The organism is Pseudomonas asiatica (genome assembly GCF_040214835.1).
In the GTDB taxonomy this organism is placed as follows: domain Bacteria; phylum Pseudomonadota; class Gammaproteobacteria; order Pseudomonadales; family Pseudomonadaceae; genus Aquipseudomonas; species Aquipseudomonas putida_Z.
In genome coordinates, this window is sequence record NZ_CP157874.1 from 4,762,055 (window position 1) to 4,781,451 (window position 19,397).

The 19,397-nt window shown below is 64.3% G+C and carries 15 protein-coding genes and 2 pseudogenes; 7 read left to right on the forward strand and 10 right to left on the reverse strand.

Annotation, left to right across the window (positions count from 1 at the left end):
• Positions 1-99: 99 nt before the first annotated feature.
• From pcaC to pcaR, 9 genes are all read right to left on the reverse strand, one after another.
• A complete protein-coding gene (gene pcaC, locus ABNP31_RS21220; RefSeq protein ID WP_013974040.1) occupies positions 100-492 on the reverse strand; it encodes a 4-carboxymuconolactone decarboxylase in 393 nt (130 codons plus the stop codon).
• A gap of 11 nt (positions 493-503) precedes the next feature.
• Entirely contained in the window at positions 504-1,295 is a 792-nt protein-coding gene (gene pcaD, locus ABNP31_RS21225; RefSeq protein ID WP_015271650.1) for a 3-oxoadipate enol-lactonase, read from the reverse strand.
• An 11-nt stretch (positions 1,296-1,306) separates the two neighbouring features.
• Positions 1,307-2,659, reverse strand: coding sequence for a 3-carboxy-cis,cis-muconate cycloisomerase (locus tag ABNP31_RS21230; protein WP_025340490.1), 1,353 nt, complete (start codon positions 2,657-2,659; stop codon positions 1,307-1,309).
• Positions 2,660-2,668: 9 nt separating this feature from the next.
• Positions 2,669-3,958, reverse strand: coding sequence for an MFS family transporter (locus ABNP31_RS21235; RefSeq protein ID WP_025340491.1), 1,290 nt, complete (start codon positions 3,956-3,958; stop codon positions 2,669-2,671).
• Positions 3,959-4,143: 185 nt separating this feature from the next.
• On the reverse strand, positions 4,144-5,349 hold the full coding sequence (pcaF, locus tag ABNP31_RS21240) for a 3-oxoadipyl-CoA thiolase (RefSeq protein ID WP_178080684.1): 1,206 nt from the start codon (positions 5,347-5,349) through the stop codon (positions 4,144-4,146).
• A complete protein-coding gene (locus ABNP31_RS21245) occupies positions 5,346-6,125 on the reverse strand; it encodes a CoA-transferase subunit beta (RefSeq protein WP_015271653.1) in 780 nt (259 codons plus the stop codon). The genes pcaF and ABNP31_RS21245 overlap by 4 nt, the downstream gene beginning before the upstream one ends.
• Positions 6,122-6,982, reverse strand: coding sequence for a CoA transferase subunit A (locus ABNP31_RS21250; protein WP_015271654.1), 861 nt, complete (start codon positions 6,980-6,982; stop codon positions 6,122-6,124). The genes ABNP31_RS21245 and ABNP31_RS21250 overlap by 4 nt, the downstream gene beginning before the upstream one ends.
• Positions 6,983-7,220: 238 nt before the next feature.
• The gene (locus ABNP31_RS21255; RefSeq protein ID WP_085664387.1) at positions 7,221-8,567 is read right to left on the reverse strand and encodes an MFS transporter; all 1,347 of its coding nucleotides are present in this window, start codon (positions 8,565-8,567) and stop codon (positions 7,221-7,223) included.
• Between the two features lie 411 nt (positions 8,568-8,978).
• Positions 8,979-9,869, reverse strand: a complete 891-nt coding sequence (gene pcaR, locus ABNP31_RS21260; RefSeq protein WP_025340494.1) for a pca regulon transcriptional regulator PcaR — start codon at positions 9,867-9,869, stop codon at positions 8,979-8,981.
• A 489-nt stretch (positions 9,870-10,358) separates the two neighbouring features.
• Between pcaR and ABNP31_RS21265 the strand changes: the two genes are divergently transcribed.
• On the forward strand, positions 10,359-10,559 hold the full coding sequence (locus ABNP31_RS21265; protein WP_003259583.1) for a hypothetical protein: 201 nt from the start codon (positions 10,359-10,361) through the stop codon (positions 10,557-10,559).
• A gap of 313 nt (positions 10,560-10,872) precedes the next feature.
• On the forward strand, positions 10,873-12,345 hold the full coding sequence (locus tag ABNP31_RS21270) for an inorganic phosphate transporter (protein WP_085590382.1): 1,473 nt from the start codon (positions 10,873-10,875) through the stop codon (positions 12,343-12,345).
• A gap of 224 nt (positions 12,346-12,569) precedes the next feature.
• On the opposite strand, the gene ABNP31_RS21275 is transcribed toward ABNP31_RS21270, so the two are convergent.
• Positions 12,570-14,045, reverse strand: a complete 1,476-nt coding sequence (locus ABNP31_RS21275; protein WP_085706234.1) for a helicase HerA-like domain-containing protein — start codon at positions 14,043-14,045, stop codon at positions 12,570-12,572.
• A gap of 313 nt (positions 14,046-14,358) precedes the next feature.
• On the opposite strand from ABNP31_RS21275, the pseudogene ABNP31_RS26270 reads away from it, so the two are divergent.
• The 5 genes and pseudogenes from ABNP31_RS26270 to ABNP31_RS21295 form a co-directional block, all read left to right on the forward strand.
• Positions 14,359-15,183 (forward strand): annotated as a pseudogene (locus ABNP31_RS26270) (cache domain-containing protein); the annotation flags it as partial.
• Between the two features lie 309 nt (positions 15,184-15,492).
• Positions 15,493-16,089, forward strand: a pseudogene (locus tag ABNP31_RS26275) (methyl-accepting chemotaxis protein); the annotation flags it as partial.
• Positions 16,090-16,332: 243 nt separating this feature from the next.
• On the forward strand, positions 16,333-17,454 hold the full coding sequence (locus tag ABNP31_RS21285; protein WP_025340498.1) for a glycosyltransferase family 4 protein: 1,122 nt from the start codon (positions 16,333-16,335) through the stop codon (positions 17,452-17,454).
• The gene (locus ABNP31_RS21290) at positions 17,447-18,211 is read left to right on the forward strand and encodes a DUF2334 domain-containing protein (RefSeq protein WP_238066891.1); all 765 of its coding nucleotides are present in this window, start codon (positions 17,447-17,449) and stop codon (positions 18,209-18,211) included. The genes ABNP31_RS21285 and ABNP31_RS21290 overlap by 8 nt, the downstream gene beginning before the upstream one ends.
• Entirely contained in the window at positions 18,208-19,200 is a 993-nt protein-coding gene (locus ABNP31_RS21295; protein WP_085592062.1) for a lysylphosphatidylglycerol synthase transmembrane domain-containing protein, read from the forward strand. The genes ABNP31_RS21290 and ABNP31_RS21295 overlap by 4 nt, the downstream gene beginning before the upstream one ends.
• The last annotated feature ends 197 nt before the right edge of the window (positions 19,201-19,397 follow it).

Genomic DNA, 19,397 nt, shown 5'->3' on the forward strand with positions numbered 1-19,397 from the left:
GAAGCGGCCCCAGGGTTTCAGCTTCGCAGCCAATATTGCCGGGGCCGCTTTGCGGCCCATCGCGACGCAAGGCCGCTCCTACAAGGGACCGCGTAGTGGTCAGGTACGCGACTCCACGCCCAGCTCATCCCACACCGACTCAGCCATGTGGAAGGTGGCATTGGCCGCCGGAATGCCGCAATAGATCGCGCTCTGCATCAGCACTTCCTTGATCTCGTCGCGGGTCACGCCGTTGTTGGCCGCCGCGCGCAGGTGCAGCTTCAGCTCGTCGTTGCGGTTCATGCCAATCAGCATGGCGATGGTGATCAGGCTACGGGTATGGCGCGGCAGGCCCGGGCGAGTCCAGATGTCACCCCAGGCGTGGCGGGTGATCATCTCCTGGAACTCGCCGTTGAAGTCGTTGAGCTTCTCCAGGCTGCGGTCCACGTGGGCATCGCCAAGCACTGCGCGGCGTACCTGCATGCCGGCGTCGTAACGTTGTTTCTCGTCCATGGTGGTATCCCTCAGTGAGCCAGCAGGAAGTCGAGCACGCGGCGGCTGAACGCCTCGCCGATCTCGACGTTGGACAGGTGCGCCGCCGGGAAGTCGACGTACTCGGCACCCGCGATACCGGCCTGCATGAAGCGGCCGTGCTCCGGAGTGGTCACCACGTCCTCGGTACCGGCAACGATCAGCGCCGGCACCTGGATACGGCCCAGTTGCTCGCGGTAATCGGCATCACGCACCGCCGCGCAGTTGCCGGCATAACCCTGCGGACTGGTTTGCGCCAGCATCTGGCAGATGCGCTGGGCCTGCGCTGGCTGGGCCTGGGCGAAGCCCGGGGTGAACCAGCGGGCGATGGAGGCATCGCGCAGGTCGACCATGGCCTGCTGGCCGCCCTTGAGCACGGTGTCGATACGGGTGTTCCACACCTCGTCGTTGGCGATCTTGGCGGCGGTATTGCACAGGGTCAGGCTGTGCAGGCGCTCGCCGGCATTGATGCCCAGCCACTGGCCGATCAGGCCACCCATCGACAGGCCGACGAAGTGCGCCTTGGCAATATCCAGCCCATCGAGCAGGGCCAGCACGTCACGGCCCAGCTGTTCGATGCTGTAAGGGCCTTCAGTGACCAGCGACCCACCGTGGCCACGGGTGTCGTAGCGCAGCACGCGCAAGTGCTGGCTCCACAGTGGAATCTGCGTGTCCCACATGCCCAGGTCGGTACCGAGCGAGTTGGACAGGACCAGCACCGGGGCGTTTTCCGGGCCATCGATCTGGTAATTCAAAACGCCATCGGCCAGTTGCAAGTGCGCCACAGCGGTCTCCTTCAGGCAGTGAAACGTTGATGTTCGGACACGGCGCGCGCCACCCAGACGCGGGCCTGGCCCAGGTAATGGGCAGGGTCGAGCAAGCGATCGAGTTCTTCGGCGGACAGTTCGGCGCTGACCTGCGGCTCTTCACCCAGCACGGTGCGCAGGTGGCGCTGCTCGGCCACCGCGCGCTGGCAGCACTGCTCCAGCAGGTGGTGGGCGTGGTCACGGCCCAGGCGCTGGGCGAGGACGATGCTCACCGCTTCGGCCAGCACCAGGCCCTGGGTCAGGTCGAGGTTACGGCGCATGCGCGCGGCATCCACTTCCATGCCCTCGGCAATCACCTGGGCCTGGCGCAGCGCGCCAGATACCAGGCAGCAGATGTCCGGCAGGGTTTCCCATTCGGCATGCCACAGGCCGAGGCTGCGCTCATGCTCCTGGGGCATGGCGGCGAACAGCGTCGAAACCAGCCCCGGCACGCGGGTCGCGGCACCGATCAGCACCGCGGCGCCCACCGGGTTGCGCTTGTGCGGCATGGTCGAAGACCCACCCTTGCCCGGTGCGGAAGGCTCGAACAGTTCCCCCGCCTCGGTCTGCATCAGCAGGCTGACATCACGGCCGAACTTGCCCAGGCTACCGGCGACCAGGCCCAGCACCGAGGCAAACTCCACCAGGCGGTCGCGCTGGGTGTGCCAGGGCTGCTCGGGCAGGGTCAGCTTGAGCTGCTCGGCCAGGGCTTCGGCCACCGGCATCGCCTTGCTGCCCAAAGCCGCCAGGCTGCCCGAGGCACCGCCGAACTGCAGCACCAGCAAGCGTGGGCGCAGCTCCTGCAGGCGCTGGCGGTGACGGGTCAAGGCGCCCAGCACACCGGCCAGTTTCATGCCCAGGGTCACCGGGGTGGCATGCTGCAGCCAGGTGCGCCCCACCAACGGCGTGTCGGCGTGCTGCAAGGCCTGGCGCGACAAGGTATCGGCCAGCTTGCCGAGGTCGGCTTCGATCAGGTCGAGGGCAGCACGCAGCTGCAGGACCAGCCCGGTGTCCATCGCGTCCTGGCTGGTGGCGCCCAGGTGCACATAGCGCTCGGCCTCGGGCACGCCACTGGCAATCACCTTGCCCAACGCCTTCACCAGCGGGATCGCCGAGTTGCCAGCAGTGGCGATGGCATTGGCCAGCGCGCCAACGTCATAGCGCTCGGCGTGGCACGCCGCCTCGATGGCCGCTACCGCGCTATGCGGGACCAGCCCGGCAGCCGCCTCGGCCCGCGCCAGCGCCGCTTCGAAATCGAGCATGCCCTGCAGGCGGCCACGGTCGGAGAAGATCTCGCGCATGGCCGGTGCGGTGAAGTAGGCGTCGAACAGTTGGTTGGTCATGCCACGTCCTTAATCATCGTGGTGCAGGTACGCGGCCTGCTTCGGCAAGCGCAGGCTGAACAGGAAGGCAATCGCCATCATCGCCGTCACGTACCAGTAGAAAGTGTTTTCCATGCCCAGGGTCTTCAGGCCCAGGGCAACGTATTCGGCCGAACCGCCGAACGCCGCGTTGGCCACTGCATAGGCCAGGCCCACACCCAGCGCACGCACCTGCGGCGGGAACATCTCGGCCTTCACCAGGCCGCTGATCGAGGTGTAGAAACTGACGATACACAACGCCAGGGTAATCAGCACGAAGGCCATGAACGGGCTGCTCACGGTTTTCAGCGCCATCAGCAGCGGCACGGTGAACAGCGTACCCAGGGCGCCGAACAGCATCATCGAATTACGCCGGCCGATGCGGTCGGAGAGCATGCCGAAGAACGGCTGCAGCACCATGAACAGGAATAGCGCGCCAGTCATCACGTAGCTGGCGTTTTTTGCGGTCATGCCGGCGGTGTTGACCAGGTACTTCTGCATGTAGGTGGTGAAGGTGTAGAAGATCAGCGAACCGCCCGCGGTATAGCCGAGCACGGTGATGAAAGCCGCCGCGTGGTTGCGGAACAGGCCCTTGATGGTGCCGGCGTCCTTGTCCTGGCGGGTTTCGGCGCTGCTGGTCTCATGCAGCGAGCGGCGCAGCATCAGCGAGATCAGCGCGGCAATGGCGCCGACCACGAACGGAATGCGCCAGCCCCAGGCGCGCAGTTCATCTTCAGTGAGCAGCTGCTGCAGAATCACCACCACCAGCACCGCCAGCAACTGGCCGCCGATCAGGGTCACGTACTGGAACGAGGCGAAGAAGCCGCGCTGGCCGCGCAGGGCCACTTCACTCATGTAGGTGGCAGTGGTGCCGTATTCGCCGCCTACCGACAGGCCCTGGATCAGCCGGGCCAGCAACAACAGCGCCGGGGCCCAGGTGCCGATGCTGGCATAGGTGGGCAGGCAGGCGATCATCAGGGAGCCGAAGCACATCATCAGCACCGAGATCATCAGGGAATTCTTGCGACCATGGCGGTCAGCGAGGCGGCCGAAGATCCAGCCACCGATGGGGCGCATCAGAAAGCCCGCGGCGAACACGCCTGCCGTGTTCAACAACTGCACGGTGGGGTCGTCGGAGGGGAAGAAAGCCGGGGCAAAGTAGATCGCGCAGAAGGCATAGACGTAGAAGTCGAACCATTCCACCAGGTTGCCTGAAGAGGCACCAACGATAGCGAAGATGCGTTTGCTGCGTTCTTCGCCGGTGTAATAGGCTGAGGTCATGGTGAGTTTACTCCTGGAGGGTCGCAGGTAATTCTAGACACACCTGGTAACACACTCGTTCCGCTATCTGGCTGGCAATTAGCCTTGAGTCGCATGTGCCGGCCTCTTCGCGGGTAAACCCGCTCCCACAGGGGATGCGTGGTTCCCTGTGGGAGCGGGTTTACCCGCGAAGAGGCCGGTACAGGTCAAACCCGCTCGATGGCCAGCGCCAAACCTTGGCCTACGCCCACACACATGGTCGCCAGGCCTTTACGCCCACCGCTCTTCTCCAGCTGGTGTAGCGCAGTCAGCACCAGGCGCGCACCGCTCATGCCCAGCGGGTGGCCCAGGGCGATGGCACCGCCGTTGGGGTTCACCTGCGGTGCATCGTCGGCCACACCCAGCTCACGCAGCACCGCCAGACCTTGGCTGGCAAAGGCTTCGTTGAGCTCGATCACATCGAAATCATTCACCGCCACACCCAGGCGCTCGGTCAGCTTGCGCACTGCCGGCACCGGGCCAATGCCCATCACCCGCGGTGCAACACCGGCACTGGCCATGCCCAGTACCCGGGCACGTGGGGTCAGGCCGTGTTTCTTCACCGCCTCGGCCGAGGCCAGGATCAACGCCGCGGCACCGTCGTTCACGCCCGAGGCGTTGCCGGCGGTGACGGTCTTGTCCGGGCCGTTGACCGGTTTGAGCTTGGTCAGGGCTTCCAGTGTGGTTTCCGGGCGCAGGTGCTCGTCATGCTCGACGACGGTCTCGCCCTTCTTGTGCGCGATACGCACCGGCACGATTTCTTCGGCGAAGAAACCGGCGGCCTGGGCGGCAGCTGCCTTCTGCTGGCTGCGCAGGGCGAAAGCATCCTGGTCAGCACGCGAAACCTGGTAATCGTCGGCCACGTTGTCGGCGGTTTCCGGCATGGAATCCACACCGTACTGGCTCTTCATCAGTGGGTTGATGAAACGCCAGCCGATGGTCGTGTCTTCGAGCTTCATGTTGCGCGAATAGCCGCTTTCGGCCTTGCCCATGACGAACGGGGCACGCGACATCGACTCGACGCCGCCGGCAATCGCCAGCTCCATTTCGCCGCTGGCAATGGCGCGGAAGGCAGTGCCGATGGCATCCATGCCCGACGCGCACAGGCGGTTCAGGGTAACGCCCGGGATGCTCTGCGGCAGGCCGGCCAGCAGCAGCGCCATGCGCGCCACGTTGCGGTTGTCTTCACCGGCCTGGTTGGCGCAACCGAAGAACACTTCGTCAACCTGATCCCACTGCACGCTCGGGTTGCGCTCGATCAGCGCCTTCAGCGGCACGGCGGCCAGGTCGTCGGCCCGCACACCGGCCAGGGCGCCGCCGAAGCGGCCGATCGGGGTACGGATGGCGTCACAGATGAATACGTCGCGCATCAGGCTTCTCCTGCCACCTGGCCATGGGCCGCGGCGGTACGGGCTTCGAGGTCACGCAGGGCGGACAGCTCGACTTCGGTAGGTTCGGCAGTGGTCTGCACATCGTCGGCAAAGCGGATCGCCCAGCCAGTGGCGGCGATGATCTGCTCGCGGGTCACACCCGGGTGGATCGCGGTGACGACGAATTCGTGGGTGCCGGCTTCCGGCTCCATGATGCACAGGTCGGTGATGATGCCGACCGGGCCGTCGCCTGGCAGGCCAAGGCGTTTGCGCGAGTCGCCGCCTTCACCGTGGCCAACCGAGGTGATGAAGTCCAGCTTGTCGACGAAGGCACGCGGCGACTGCTTGAGGATGATCAGCACCTGCTTGGCGGAACCGGCGATTTCCGGTGCGCCACCGGCACCCGGCAGGCGGGTTTTCGGGGCGTGGTAGTCACCGACCACAGTCGTGTTGATGTTGCCGAAGCGGTCGACCTGGGCGGCGCCAAGGAAGCCGACGTCGATGCGCCCACCTTGCAGCCAGTAGCGGAAGATCTCGCCGGTCGGCACCACGGTGTCAGCGGTTTCGGCCAGCTCGCCGTCGCCGATCGACAGCGGCAGCACGCTTGGCTTGGCGCCGATCGGGCCGGATTCGTAGATCAGCACCACATCTGGCGACGAGGTCAGGCGCGCCAGGTTGGCAGCCTTGGATGGCAGGCCGATGCCGACGAAGCACACAGCACCGTTGCGCAGGCGACGGGCTGCGGCGACGGTCATCATTTCGGAAGTGGAGTAGCTCATTGTGCGGCCTCCGCAGTGCTGGCCAGCTTGGCCTTGAATTCGTTGAAATCGGCAGTGCCACGGATGTAGGTGTCGATCCAGGCGGTGAACGATTCGCGGCTACGCGCGATCGGGTCCCAGGCCTGGTAGAAGCGGTTGTCACGCTCGTAGTAGCCGTGGGCATAGGACGGGTGCGCACCACCAGGTACCAGGCACACCGCGCTCAGCGCCCAGGTCGGCAGCACGCAGGCGTTCATCGGGGCCTGCAGGTCGTCGACGATTTCCTCGACGGTGACGATGCAGCGCTTGGCGGCCAAGGCGGCTTCCTTCTGCACACCGAGGATGCCCCACAGCAGCACGTTGCCCTTGCGGTCGGCCTTTTGCGCGTGGATCACGGTCACGTCCGGGCGCACCGACGGCACGGCTGCCAGCACTTCACCGGTGAACGGGCAGGTGACGCTCTTGATCAGCGGGTTGACCTTCGGCAGGTCGGAGCCGGCGTAGGCACGCAGCACGGCGAACGGCAGGCCAGAAGCACCGGCGACATAGGCGTTGGCCAGGTCGGCGTGGCTGTGTTCTTCGATTTCGATGGCGTGTGGCCATTGCTTCTCGACGGCATCACGCAGGCGGTGCAGCGAACCGACACCCGGGTTACCACCCCAGGAGAAGATCAGCTTGCTGGCGCAACCGGCGCCGATCAGCTGGTCGTAGATCAGGTCCGGAGTCATGCGCACCAGAGTCAGGTCGCGCTTGCCCTGACGGATGATCTCGTGGCCGGCGGCAGTCGGGATCAGGTGGGTGAAACCTTCGAGGGCGACGGTATCGCCATCCTGGATGAACTGCTTCACGGCTTCGTGAAGCGGGAGAATTGCAGCCATTTGGAGACTCCTGGTCAGGGTGCTTCGGTGAGCTCAGATTAAGGAGACTGGTGGGTGGCTTACAATCCGATAATCGACTATTTGTGCGATTATCGAACCATTTGTTGTCCTGCTACTCATCTTGATTCTGGGGCTGCTGCGCAGCCCTTTCGCGCCACAAGGCCGCTCCTACAGGGGATCGCGTTTCCCTGTAGGAGCAGCCTTGTGCTGCGAAGGGCCGCAAAGCGGCCCCCGGGCTTCAGGTCGCGTCAGCGTGGCTCACCAGCCCTTTCACGATCACACCCACGGTCGCCAGCCCCGCCGGCACCAGCAACGCCGTCAGCACCTGTTCGAAGTTCCAGCCCAGCCCCAGCAGCGTCGCGCCACTCCAGGCCCCGAGAATCGCCCCGAAGCGGCCGATACCCAGCATCCACGATACCCCTGTGGCGCGGCCCTGTGTCGGATAGAAGCGCGCCGCCAGCGAAGGCATCGCCGACTGGGCGCCGTTCACGCACATGCCGGCAACCAGCACCAGGGTGGCCAATACGGTGATGTTGCCCAGGCTCTGCCCCACGGCGTAGGCGAACACCCCGGCCAGCAGGTAGAAAATGCCGATCACCTTGTGCGGATTGAAGCGGTCCATGGCCCAGCCCACGCCGACGGCACTCAGCACGCCACCGAACTGGAACAGCGCGCCGATGAAGGCAGCCTGCTCCATGCTCGCGCCGCTGTCGCGCATCAAGGTTGGCAGCCAGCTGGTCAGCAGATAGACGATCACCAGGCCCATGAAGTAGGTCAGCCACAACAGCATGGTGCCCATGCCGTAGGTACCGGAGAAGATCAGCGCGAACACGTTGCGCGCGGCCACCGCCTTCTGTTCCGGCACGCTGAAGCTGCCCGCCTCGGCCACCACCCCTGGCGCGATGGGCGACAAGGTCTGGCGCACCTTGTCGGTGCCCCGATTGCGCACCACCAGGAACCGCGCCGACTCCGGCAGCCATACCATCAGCACCAGTGCCAGCAGCAACGGCAGCACGCCACCGATCACCAGCAGGCTGTGCCAGCCGTAAGCCGGGATCATCTTGGCGGAAATGAAACCACCACCGGCCATGCCCAGGTTGAAGCCGCAGAACATGCTGGTCACCAGCAGCGACTTGAGGCGCTCGGGGGTGTATTCAGACAACAGCGTGGTGGCGTTGGGCATGCCTGCGCCAAGGCCCAGGCCGGTCAGGAAGCGCAACACCAGCAACTGGTCGACGTTGGTGGCATAGGCCGAGGCCAGGCTGAAGCCGCCAAATACCAGCACCGCCCCCACCAGCACGCCCTTGCGGCCAAACCGGTCCGCCAGCGGGCCGGAGCCGAGGGCACCGAAAACCATGCCGATCAATGCAGCACTCATGACTGGGCCGAGGCTGGCGCGGTCAATCCCCCACTCCTGCGACAGGGCCGGGGCGATGAAGCCCATGGCGGCGGTGTCCAGGCCATCGAGGAAGACGATCAGGAAGCACAGCAACACCACCCGCCATTGGTAGCGGGACAGCGGCTGCTGATTGATGAACGACTGGACGTCAAGGCTTTTGCCGACGTTGGTTTGCGCTTGGTTCATTGTTGTTATCCAGAATGAGGGGCACAGCCAGGCCACTGCACGCGATAAACCGGTACAGAGGACGATAGTTTGAGGGAATGCGGCCGGCGTCAGCCTGGATATAACGGTACTGCGCGCGGGTGCGGCCGCGGCAGCGAGGGGACAGTATTCATGTAAGTGCCTCTTATTATGTTTTTCTTGTTCGGTCGGCACAGCCGACCGTTGCGAGAGACATTAATCAGCGGGCGGTGGTGGCGCAATTGACCGCGAACGACACTGTGCGTTTATCGCACAGGAAACGGTTATTACTGTTTTATTTTGGGGCCGCTTTGCGGCCCATCGCGACACAAGGCCGCTCCTACAGGGTTACGCGATCTACCTGTAGGAGCGGCCTTGTGTCGCGAAAGGGGTGCAACGCGCCCCCGGGACACTTCAGCCAAACAACTGATGGCAAAGGTCCCGGCTGGCCGCCAGCAGGATCGGCAAGAACCGCTGCTCCAGCTCACTGCGCGTCACCCGCCCGACATGGGTACTCACATTCAACGCCGCCAACACCTGCCCCGAGGCGTCATACACCGGCACCGCAATCGAACGCAGCCCCTGCTCCAGCTCCTGGTCTACCACGCACCAGCCCTGGGCGCGCACCTGCTGGATACAGGCGAACAGCGACTCAGGGTCATGCAAGGTACGGCTGGTACGCGCCTTCAGGTCGGCACGCTCCAGGTATTCCCGCAGGCTGGTGTCATCCATGGCCGCCAACAGAATGCGCCCCATCGATGTGCAATAGGCCGGCAGGCGCCCGCCCACCGACAGGTCGACCGAAATCAGCCGCTCCACGGTGGCCGAACGGGCTATATAAAGAATGTCGTCACCTTCGAGCGTGGCCATGTTGGCCGCCTCGTGCAGCTGGTCGCTGATGCGGTCAAGGTAAGGCTGGGCGGAAATCGCCAGCGGCGTCGACGACAGGTACGCATGCCCCAGCGTCAGCACTTTGGGCAACAGCGAATAGGTGCGCCCGTCGGTGGTGGCGTAACCCAGCTTGATCAACGTGTGCAGGCAACGGCGTACCGCCGCACGGGGGATTTCGGTGCGGTGGCTGATCTGGGCGATGGTCAGGTGACGCTTGCGTTCCTGAAAGGCCTGGATGACTGCCAGGCCTCGGGCCAAGGAGGTCATGAAGTCCGGGTCGCCAGTAAAGGCCTGGATGCGCTTTGCCGGGGAAGCCACGATCGGCGGTGCCAGGGCTGCCGAGGCAGATCGCCCCTGCTCCGGGTTGCCCGACTCTGGATTGACGGAATCGTTGGCCAGGGTTTCGTCACTCATCGCACACCTCAAAAAAAACGCCCACTCGTGCGATTATCGAACAAACGACCGATAATCGCAATTGACCGCTGACACTTTTACTTATACCTTTCTCATGCCACTTGTGGCTTCTTTGGAGAGACTGGTCAGGTACCCACCGTAGAAGTCCCCAGGCAACGGCCTCGCCTTTTGGCGAGGCCGTTTTTCATTACCCTCCCGCTCGACGGTCCCGCTGCTGCACTGCAACGAACTTTTGTCCGTCTTGCCTTTCAAACTTGTACGAAAGGCCCAAACTGTTGTCGGATGCATTCCGTTACTTGCGTCTGGTGATGTCAGGGTTGGGTAAATAACGATGTTCGGCGAAATATCGGTTGCTATAATCGATTGCGCAGGCCTCGACGATGCCGTGGCAATGGAACCTTCCGCTGTATCAAGCCGTTGCGGCCAGCAAGGCATGTGCACGCTGCACAGCGCATAACAACACTCATCAAACTTAATTCAGGTACTACTGTGACGAAAGATGAACTGCGCGCGGAACTCGAGCGCCAGGCTGAACGTTACAAGGATGTTTACGGTGGCGAAGTCACCACTTACGCCGCACAACCGGATCCGGAACGCAAACCTTGGCGCAAGCGCGCCAGCGTGCGCGACCAGGCCTTCAGCCAGGAACTGGAACGTATGGAAAAGGAACTGCGCAGCGACACTCCCTGACCCCCGGGACCACGCCAGCGCGTCGTCGCCCGGCCTGCCCGGGCGCGGTCGATCTTTACTGTCCGGCCGAAGGTGAAATGGAATTACACAAATTTCATACGGCCGTTTGAACAGAAGCGAAGCGGCTTTTTCTCCAGCTTTTTGCCGGTTTTCGCCAGATTTTGCGCGTTTTAGCGGACATTTCCCTGCCTCCACGTCACGCCGTGCACATCACGCTCCCGACAGGAAGATTGCCATCGGTCTGTCGCAGATGCATCGATTGCCAAGGTTTTCTGGCATAATCCCGCCCCCCTAAGACCGCCAGACAACCTTCATGATCGAATTATTCAGCGGACTGGATGCCTGGGTGTTGGTGAGCCTGCTGCTCGCCTTGACCTTCGTGCTCGCCTTCGAGTTCATCAATGGCTTTCATGACACCGCCAACGCGGTAGCTACCGTCATCTATACCAAAGCCATGCCGCCGCACCTCGCCGTGTTCTTCTCCGGCGTGTTCAACTTCCTTGGCGTTCTGCTCGGCGGTGTCGGGGTGGCCTATGCCATCGTGCACCTGCTGCCGGTAGAGCTGCTGATCAATGTGAACACCGGACACGGCCTGGCCATGGTCTTCTCGCTGCTGGCTGCGGCCATCACCTGGAACCTGGGCACCTGGTACTTCGGTATCCCCGCCTCCAGCTCGCACACGCTGATCGGCTCCATCCTCGGCGTCGGCCTGGCCAATGCCCTGATCAACGACATCCCGCTGGGCGACGGCGTCAACTGGCAGAAGGCGATCGACATCGCCATGTCGCTGGTGGTCTCGCCGATGGCCGGCTTCGCCGTTGCCGCCCTGGTACTGATCGGCCTGAAGTGGTGGCGCCCGCTGTCGAAGATGCACAAGACCCCCGAGCAGCGCCGCAAGCTCGACGACAAGAAGCACCCGCCGTTCTGGAACCGCCTGGTACTGGTGGTTTCGGCCATGGGCGTGAGCTTCGTGCACGGCTCCAACGACGGCCAGAAAGGCATCGGCCTGATCATGCTGGTGCTGATCGGTATCGTCCCGGCCAAGTTCGTCCTCGACCTGAACAGCACCACCTACCAGATCGAGCGTACCCGCGACGCCACCCTGCACATGAGCCAGTTCTACCAGCGCAACGCCGCCACCCTGGGCGAGTTCCTGGCACTGGGCAAGGCCAAGTCCAGCGACCTGCCGGAGCAGTTCAGCTGCAACCCGCAGCAGACCGAGCCGACCATTGCCGCACTGCAGTCCTCGCTGCAGGGCGTGACCGACTACCACAGCCTGAGTGCCGACAAGCGTGTCGAAGTGCGCCGCTACCTGCTGTGCCTGGACGACACGGCGAAGAAGGTCGGCAAGCTGCCAGGCCTGGAAGCCCGTGAAAAGGCCGACCTGGAAAAACTGCGCAAAGACCTGACTGCCACCACCGAGTACGCCCCGTTCTGGGTGATCGTGGCCGTCGCTCTGGCCCTGGGCCTGGGTACCATGGTCGGCTGGAAGCGCGTGGTACTGACCGTTGGCGAGAAGATCGGCAAGCAGGGCATGACCTATGCCCAGGGCATGTCGGCGCAGATCACCGCGGCTTGCGCCATCGGCATGGCCAACATCTTCGCCCTGCCGGTATCGACCACCCACGTGTTGTCGTCCGGTGTGGCCGGCACCATGGTCGCCAACAAGAGCGGCCTGCAAGGCGGCACCGTGAAGACCATCCTGCTGGCCTGGGTTCTGACCCTGCCTGCGTCGATGGGCCTGGCGGCCGGCCTGTTCTGGCTGGCGTCCAAAGCCATTGGCTGAGTGATACCGCAATAGAAAAAGGCGCCCTCCGGCGCCTTTTTCGTATCCGCAAACACACACGCCTCCTGTAGGAGCGGCCTTGTGTCGCGAAAGGGCTGCAGAGCAGCCCCAGCAATTTGTGCATCTGCGCTGAAATCCCGGGGCTGCTTCGCAGCCCTTTCGCGACACAAGGCCGCTCCTACAGGTACAGCGCAGGCCTGTGGATGGGGGCCGGTAAAGGCAAACTACCTTTTCTTGCCCCCCAGCAACGACCCCATCAACCCACGCACCAACTGCCGCCCCAACTGGTTGGCCGCCTGGCGCACCGCCGACTTGATTGCCTGCCCTGCCGCACTCTGCAAGAACTCACCAGCCTTGTCGGCAAAGCTCTCTTCATCTGCCTTGGGTTGCGGCGCGGGCTCCACCGGCTCACCCTTGCGCTGGGTCAGCATCTCATACGCCGACTCACGGTCCACCGGCTTGTCGTAACGCCCCGCCAGCGGCGAATCGGCAATCAGCGCACTGCGCTCAGCCGCACTCAACGGCCCGATACGCGACTGCGGCGGGGCAATCAGCACCCGTTGCACCATCGCAGGCGTGCCCTTTTCTTCCAGCGTCCCCACCAGCGCCTCGCCAATGCCCAGTTCGGTCAGCACCGCCAGGGTGTCGAACGCCGGGTTGGGGCGGAAGCCATCGGCCACGGCGCGCAGCGACTTCTGCTCCTTGGCGGTAAACGCCCGCAAGCCATGCTGAATGCGCAAGCCCAACTGGGCCAGCACCGCATCCGGCAAATCCCCCGGCGACTGGGTAACGAAGTACACCCCCACACCCTTCGAACGAATCAGCCGCACCACCTGCTCCAGGCGATCCTGCAATGCCTTGGGCGTATCGTTGAACAACAAGTGCGCTTCATCGAAGAACAACGCCAGCACCGGCTTGTCGGCATCACCGCGCTCGGGCAGTTGCTCGAACAACTCGGCCAGCAACCACAACAGGAAGGTCGCGTACACCTTCGGTGCATCGTGAACCAACCGGCTGGCGTCCAGCAGGTGGATACGGCCACGGCCATCCGGGTCTGGCCGCAGGAGGTCCTCGAGCTGCAGCCCCGGTTCACCGAACAACGCCTCGGCGCCCTGCTGCTCCAGGGTCGCCAACCGGCGCAACAGCGCCTGGGTGGAGGCCGTGGTCATCAGCGCGCTGTCCTCACCCAGCAGTTGCGGGTTGTCCTTCAGGTGCGCGAGCAGCGCCTTGAGGTCCTTGAGGTCGAGCAGCAGCAGGCCTTCACGGTCGGCCACCTTGAACGCCGCATACAGCGCCGCCTGTTGGCTGTCGGTCAGTTCAAGCAGGTTGCCCAGCAGCAGCGGCCCCATTTCACTGAGGGTGGTGCGCAGCGGGTGGCCGGACTGCCCGGCAATGTCCCACAGGCTCACCGGGTAAGCCTGGGGCCTGTGCCCCAGCCAGGGCATGCCGGCGATGCGCTCGGCCACCTTGCCCTGCGGCGCACCAGCAGCGCCCAGGCCGCAAAGGTCACCTTTGACATCGGCGGCGAACACCGCAACCCCCGCGTCACTGAACGCTTCCGCCAGATGCTGCAGGGTGACGGTCTTGCCAGTACCCGTCGCGCCCGCCACCAGGCCATGGCGGTTAGCCAGCCTCATCGCTTGCCCAACTGGCTGGCCATCCGGGCCAGCACCTACAACGATGGTCGAAATTTCCGACATCTCTTTAATCCTCTGCTCAAGCTTTACCGTAATTCGGCCGATACCTGTGGGTGATATTCGCCTTAATAGAGAGGAACAACCGAAAAGGGACTTTTCGGGATGTTGCACTGCTTTGCGACTCCACGCGTGCAAACGCCTGATATGAAACCTTAGCGGAACCGATTACGCCATGAACAAAAGCCTTCGTTTCAGCCACAAGATTCTTTTGGCCGCGTCACTGATCGTGATACTCGCCTTCAGCCTTTTCACGCTCTACAACGATTACCTCCAGCGTAATGCGATCCGCGAGGACCTCGAAAACTATCTGGCTGAAATGGGCGCTTCCACTTCGACCAATATTCGCAACCTGTTCGAAGGCCGTATCAAGCTGGTGGAAAACCTGGCACAGAACATAGCCCAGGACCCGACCAACGCCGAAACCCTGATGGGCCAGAATGCGCTGGTTTCCAGCTTCCTCACCGTCTACCTGGGCAAGGTCGACGGTGGCTTCAGCGTGCGCCCTGATTCGAAAATGCCCGACGGCTACGACCCACGCACCCGCCCCTGGTACAAGGACGGCATGAATGCCGCTGGCGCGACCCTGACCGAGCCGTACATCGACATGACCACCAACAAGATGGTCATCGGCATCCTCAGCAAGGTTTCCGCCAGTGTCGGCGTGGTCGGTGGCGACCTGGCCCTGGACGGCCTGGTACAGATCATCAACTCGCTGAACTTCGGCGGCATGGGCTACGCCTTCCTGGTCAACGACCAGGGCAAGATCCTGGTGCACCCGGACAAAGACCTGGTGATGAAGTCGCTGTCGGACCTGTTCCCGCAGCACACGCCGAAACTGACCGGTGAGCTGACCGAAGTGCAGAGCGAAGGCCAGGCCCGCCTGCTGACCTTCACCCCGATCACCGGCCTGCCTTCGGCCAACTGGTACATCGGCCTGTCGGTGGACAAGGACAAGGCATTCTCGATGCTCAGCACCTTCCGCACCTCGGCGGTGATCGCCACGCTGGTGGCGGTGGTGATCATCATCGGCCTGCTCGGCCTGCTGATCCGTGTGCTGATGCAGCCGCTGCACACCATGACCCGCGCCATGGAAGACATCGCCGAAGGTGAAGGCGACCTGACCAAGCGCCTGCGTATTCACAACCACGACGAATTCGGCATCCTGGGCAGCGCCTTCAACCGTTTCGTCGAGCGTATTCACAGCTCGATCCGCGAAGTGTCCTCGGCCACCGAGCAGGTCAACGAAGTAGCCCTGCGGGTCATCAGTGCCTCGAACTCGTCGATGACCAACTCCGACGAACAGTCCAACCGCACCAACAGCGTGGCCGCCGCCATCAACGAACTGGGCGCCGCCGCCCAGGAAATTGCCGGCAACGCCGCCCAGGCTTCGCAGCACGCCAGTTCGGCGCGGTTGCTGGCCGAAGAAGGGCAGCAGGTGGTGGAACGCAACATTGCGGCAATGAACCGCCTGTCCGACCTGATCGTCACTTCCAGCGCGCACATCGAGACGCTGAACAGCAAGACCGTCAACATCGGCCAGATCCTCGAAGTGATCACCAGCATTTCCCAGCAGACCAACCTGCTGGCGCTGAACGCGGCCATCGAAGCGGCCCGCGCCGGTGAAGCCGGGCGTGGTTTTGCGGTTGTAGCCGATGAAGTACGCAACCTGGCGCACCGCACCCAGGAGTCGGCGCAACAGGTGCAGACCATGATCGAAGAACTGCAGGTCGGCGCGCGCGAATCGGTCGAGACCATGGACCAGAGCCAGCGCCACAGCCAGGACAGCATGCAGATCGCCAACCAGGCCGGTGAGCGGCTGGACAGCGTTACCGTGCGCATCGGCGAGATCGACGGCATGAACCAGTCGGTGGCCACCGCCACCGAAGAGCAGACCGCCGTGGTCGAGGCGATCAACATGGACATCAACGAGATCAACATGCTCAACCAGGAAGGCGTGGAAAACCTGCAGGCCACCCTGCGCGCCTGCTCCGACCTGGAGCAGCAGGCCGGCCGCCTGAAGCACCTGGTGGGCAGCTTCCGTATCTGATCGCAAACCGCGTCGCCTGCTTCGCGGGTAAACCCGCTCCCACAGGATCTCCGCCGCTCTTGAATGCGTGGTGATCCCTGTGGGAGCGGGCAAGCCCGCGAAGAAGCCCACACCGATCCCCCGCCTTCCCCCTCCCCGCCCAACCCCGATCGAACAAACTATCCTTCTGATAGGTCAACCTTTAGGCGCGTCATCGCCGGCCCGTTAGCGCCGGATGACAGACCCGAAGACGATCCCGGAGGGATGCTGATCGTGCACATCGCCGACATCACCATGTTCTACGCCCCCGCCAGCGGCGGCGTACGTACCTATCTTGATGCCAAACACCACCGCCTCGACGCCATCCAGGGCGTCCGCCACAGCTTGCTGATACCCGGTGCCAGCGCCCAGCACGCCGATGGCATCTACCAGGTGCCCGCACCGCCGCTGCCGTTCGGCAATGGCTACCGCTTCCCGGTACGCCTGGCCCCCTGGTGCAATGTGCTGCGCAGGCTCAAGCCCGACCTGATCGAAGTCGGCGACCCCTACCTGACCGCCTGGGCTGCGCTGGAAGCGCGGCGCAAGCTCGATGTGCCGGTGATCGGCTTCTACCATTCCGACCTGCCGCTACTGGTCAGCAACCGCATGGGCAACTGGTTCACCCCCAATGTAGAGGCCTATGTCAGCAAGCTGTACGGCAATTTCGACCGGGTCCTGGCCCCCAGCCAGGTCATGGCCGACAAGTTGCGCCGCCTGGGGGTGCGCGATGTGCACGTGCAGCGCCTGGGCGTCGACCTGGCCACCTTCCACCCCAGCCAGCGCGACCCGCAGCTGCGTGCCGAACTGGGCATTGCCGACACCAGTCGCCTGCTGATCTACGCCGGCCGTGGCTCGCGGGAAAAGAACCTGCCGGTGCTGCTCGAGTGCATGCAGCACCTGGGCCACCCCTACCACTTGCTGCTGGTGGGTTCGAACATGCCGGCCAACGTGCCGCAGAACGTCAGTGTGATCGATCACTTCTGCCCGGCTCCGGAAGTCGCCCGGCTGATGGCCAGCGCCGACCTGCTGGTGCACGCCGGCGACCAGGAAACCTTCGGCCTGGTCATTCTCGAAGCGATGGCCAGCGCCACGCCGGTGGTGGCCGTGCGCGCCGGTGCTTTCGGCGAAATCGTCAACGAACAGTGCGGGCGCCTGTGCCGCCCCAACGATAGCAAAGCCATGGCGACGGCCGTGCAGGAGGCGTTCGAGGCCGGCGTGCGCAAGCTCGGGGCTCAGGCCCGTCGCCATGCCGAGCAGCAGTATTCGTGGGACCACGTGGTCGCCGGCCTGCTGCAGCACTACCAGGCCGTGCTTGGCCACCAACCGCAGGTCCGTGCCCATGGCTGAGCCACTGCCGCCAGCGCGCAGCCTGATGCTGGTGCTGCACGATGTCGCGCCCGAGACCTGGCCCGACTATCAACCCTTCGTCCAGGCCGTCGACGCCATCGGCGGCATCCCCATGACCTGGCTGGTGGTGCCGGACTTTCACCACCGCAACCCGCTGCAGCGCTCGCCCACCTTCTGCCGCTTGCTCGAACGGCGCCTGGCCCAGGGCGACGAGCTTGCCCTGCACGGCTTCTACCATGCCGACAACGGCCCGCCACCACGCACGCCCGGCGAATACTTCATGCGCCGCATCTATACCCATGAAGGCGAGTTCTACGCCCTGGACCAGCAGCAGGCCCTGCAACGTCTGGAGCACGGCCTGGCCCTGTTCGCCCAGCAGGGCTGGCCGGTGGCCGGCTTCGTCGCGCCTGCCTGGCTGATGAGCGAAGGCACCCGCCAGGCACTGCGCCGCCTGCCGCTGCGCTACACCAGCACGCCACAGCACTTGTACCGTTTACCAGACTTCACCGCGATCAAGGCCCCGGGGCTGGTCTGGAGTGCCCGCAGCGCCTGGCGTCGCGGCCTGTCACGGGTGCTGTGCGACTGGCAATGCCGGCGCTGGCACGACGCCCAGACCCTGCGCCTGGGCCTGCACCCGGTGGACATGCGCCATCGCGCCTCCCGCGACTATTGGCTGAACACCTTGCACACGCTACTGGCACAGGGCCGCGAGCCCCTGACCAAGTCCACCTGGCTCGACCGCCAGGCCAGCGCATGAACCGCTTGGCCTGGCTGGCCCTGGCACTGCTCGGTGCCGTGCTGGTGCCAGCCCTGCTCGGTGGCAGCGAGCTGCTACCGAGGTTGCAGCGCTTCGCCCCCAGCCTGATGCTGACCCTGCTGGGCATGATCCTGCTGTGCTGGGTCATCAACGCCATCCGCTTGCGCCTGTTGCTCGGCCAGCAAGGAGCAAGGCTTGGGCGCCTGCGTAGCCTGGGTGTGGTGATGGCTACCGAGTTCGCCATCTGTACCACCCCCGGCGGCAGCGGCGGCCCCTTGACCCTGATGGCCCTGCTGGCACGCGACCGGATCGGCCCGGCGCGCAGCGGCGCGGTGTTTGCCATGGACCAGCTGAACGACCTGGTGTTCTTTTTCTGCGCGATGCTGGCGATTGCCGGCTATGCACTGTTCCACAGCCTGGGCCGCAGCCAGGAAAGCATGTTGCTGGGCAGCGCGTTGCTGTTGTGCACGGCACTGGCCGGGGTGATTGGCCTGCTGCGCTACCGGCGCACGGTGATGCGTGTGAACGGCAGGTTGCTGCGCCGCCTGGGCATGAGCCGCCAGCGCAAGTGGCGCTGGGCGCGCAAGCTGCTGCGCTTCATCGACGCACTGGCGCAGACCTGGCGCCTGCCCAAGCGCACGCTGACCCTGGTGTTCACCCTGACCTGCGCCCACTGGGGCCTGCGCTACAGCGTGTTGTATCTGGTATTGAGGGGGTTGGGGGTAGACCTGGCGTGGATCCCCAGCTTTTTGGTGCAGATGCTCTCGCTCAGTGCCGGCCAGTTCAGCCTGCTGCCTGGCGGTGCCGGTGCCGCCGAGCTGACTTCGGCCAGCCTGCTGACGCCACTGGTGGGCAGTTCGACCGCGGCTGCGGCGATCCTGATATGGCGGGCGGTCACTTACTACTTTTATCTGCTGGCGGGTGGGCCGGTGTTTGTGTGCCTGCTGGCGCGCCCGCTGCTGGAGCGTTGGCGGCGTCAGGCGGGTTGAGCTGCTGCCAGAGTTCGGCGGCGCCGGGGAAATCGGTGCCATCGGTGTCGGCCAGGGCTTCGGGGTCGTAGCGGGCCAGGCAGCCTTCACCGAGGGTGGGTGGGGGTGAGGCGGTGGGTTGGTTGCGCTGCTTGGCCATCGGCTTATCCCTCAGATTGCTGGGGGCGCTTCGCGCCCCTTTCGCGACACAAGGCCGC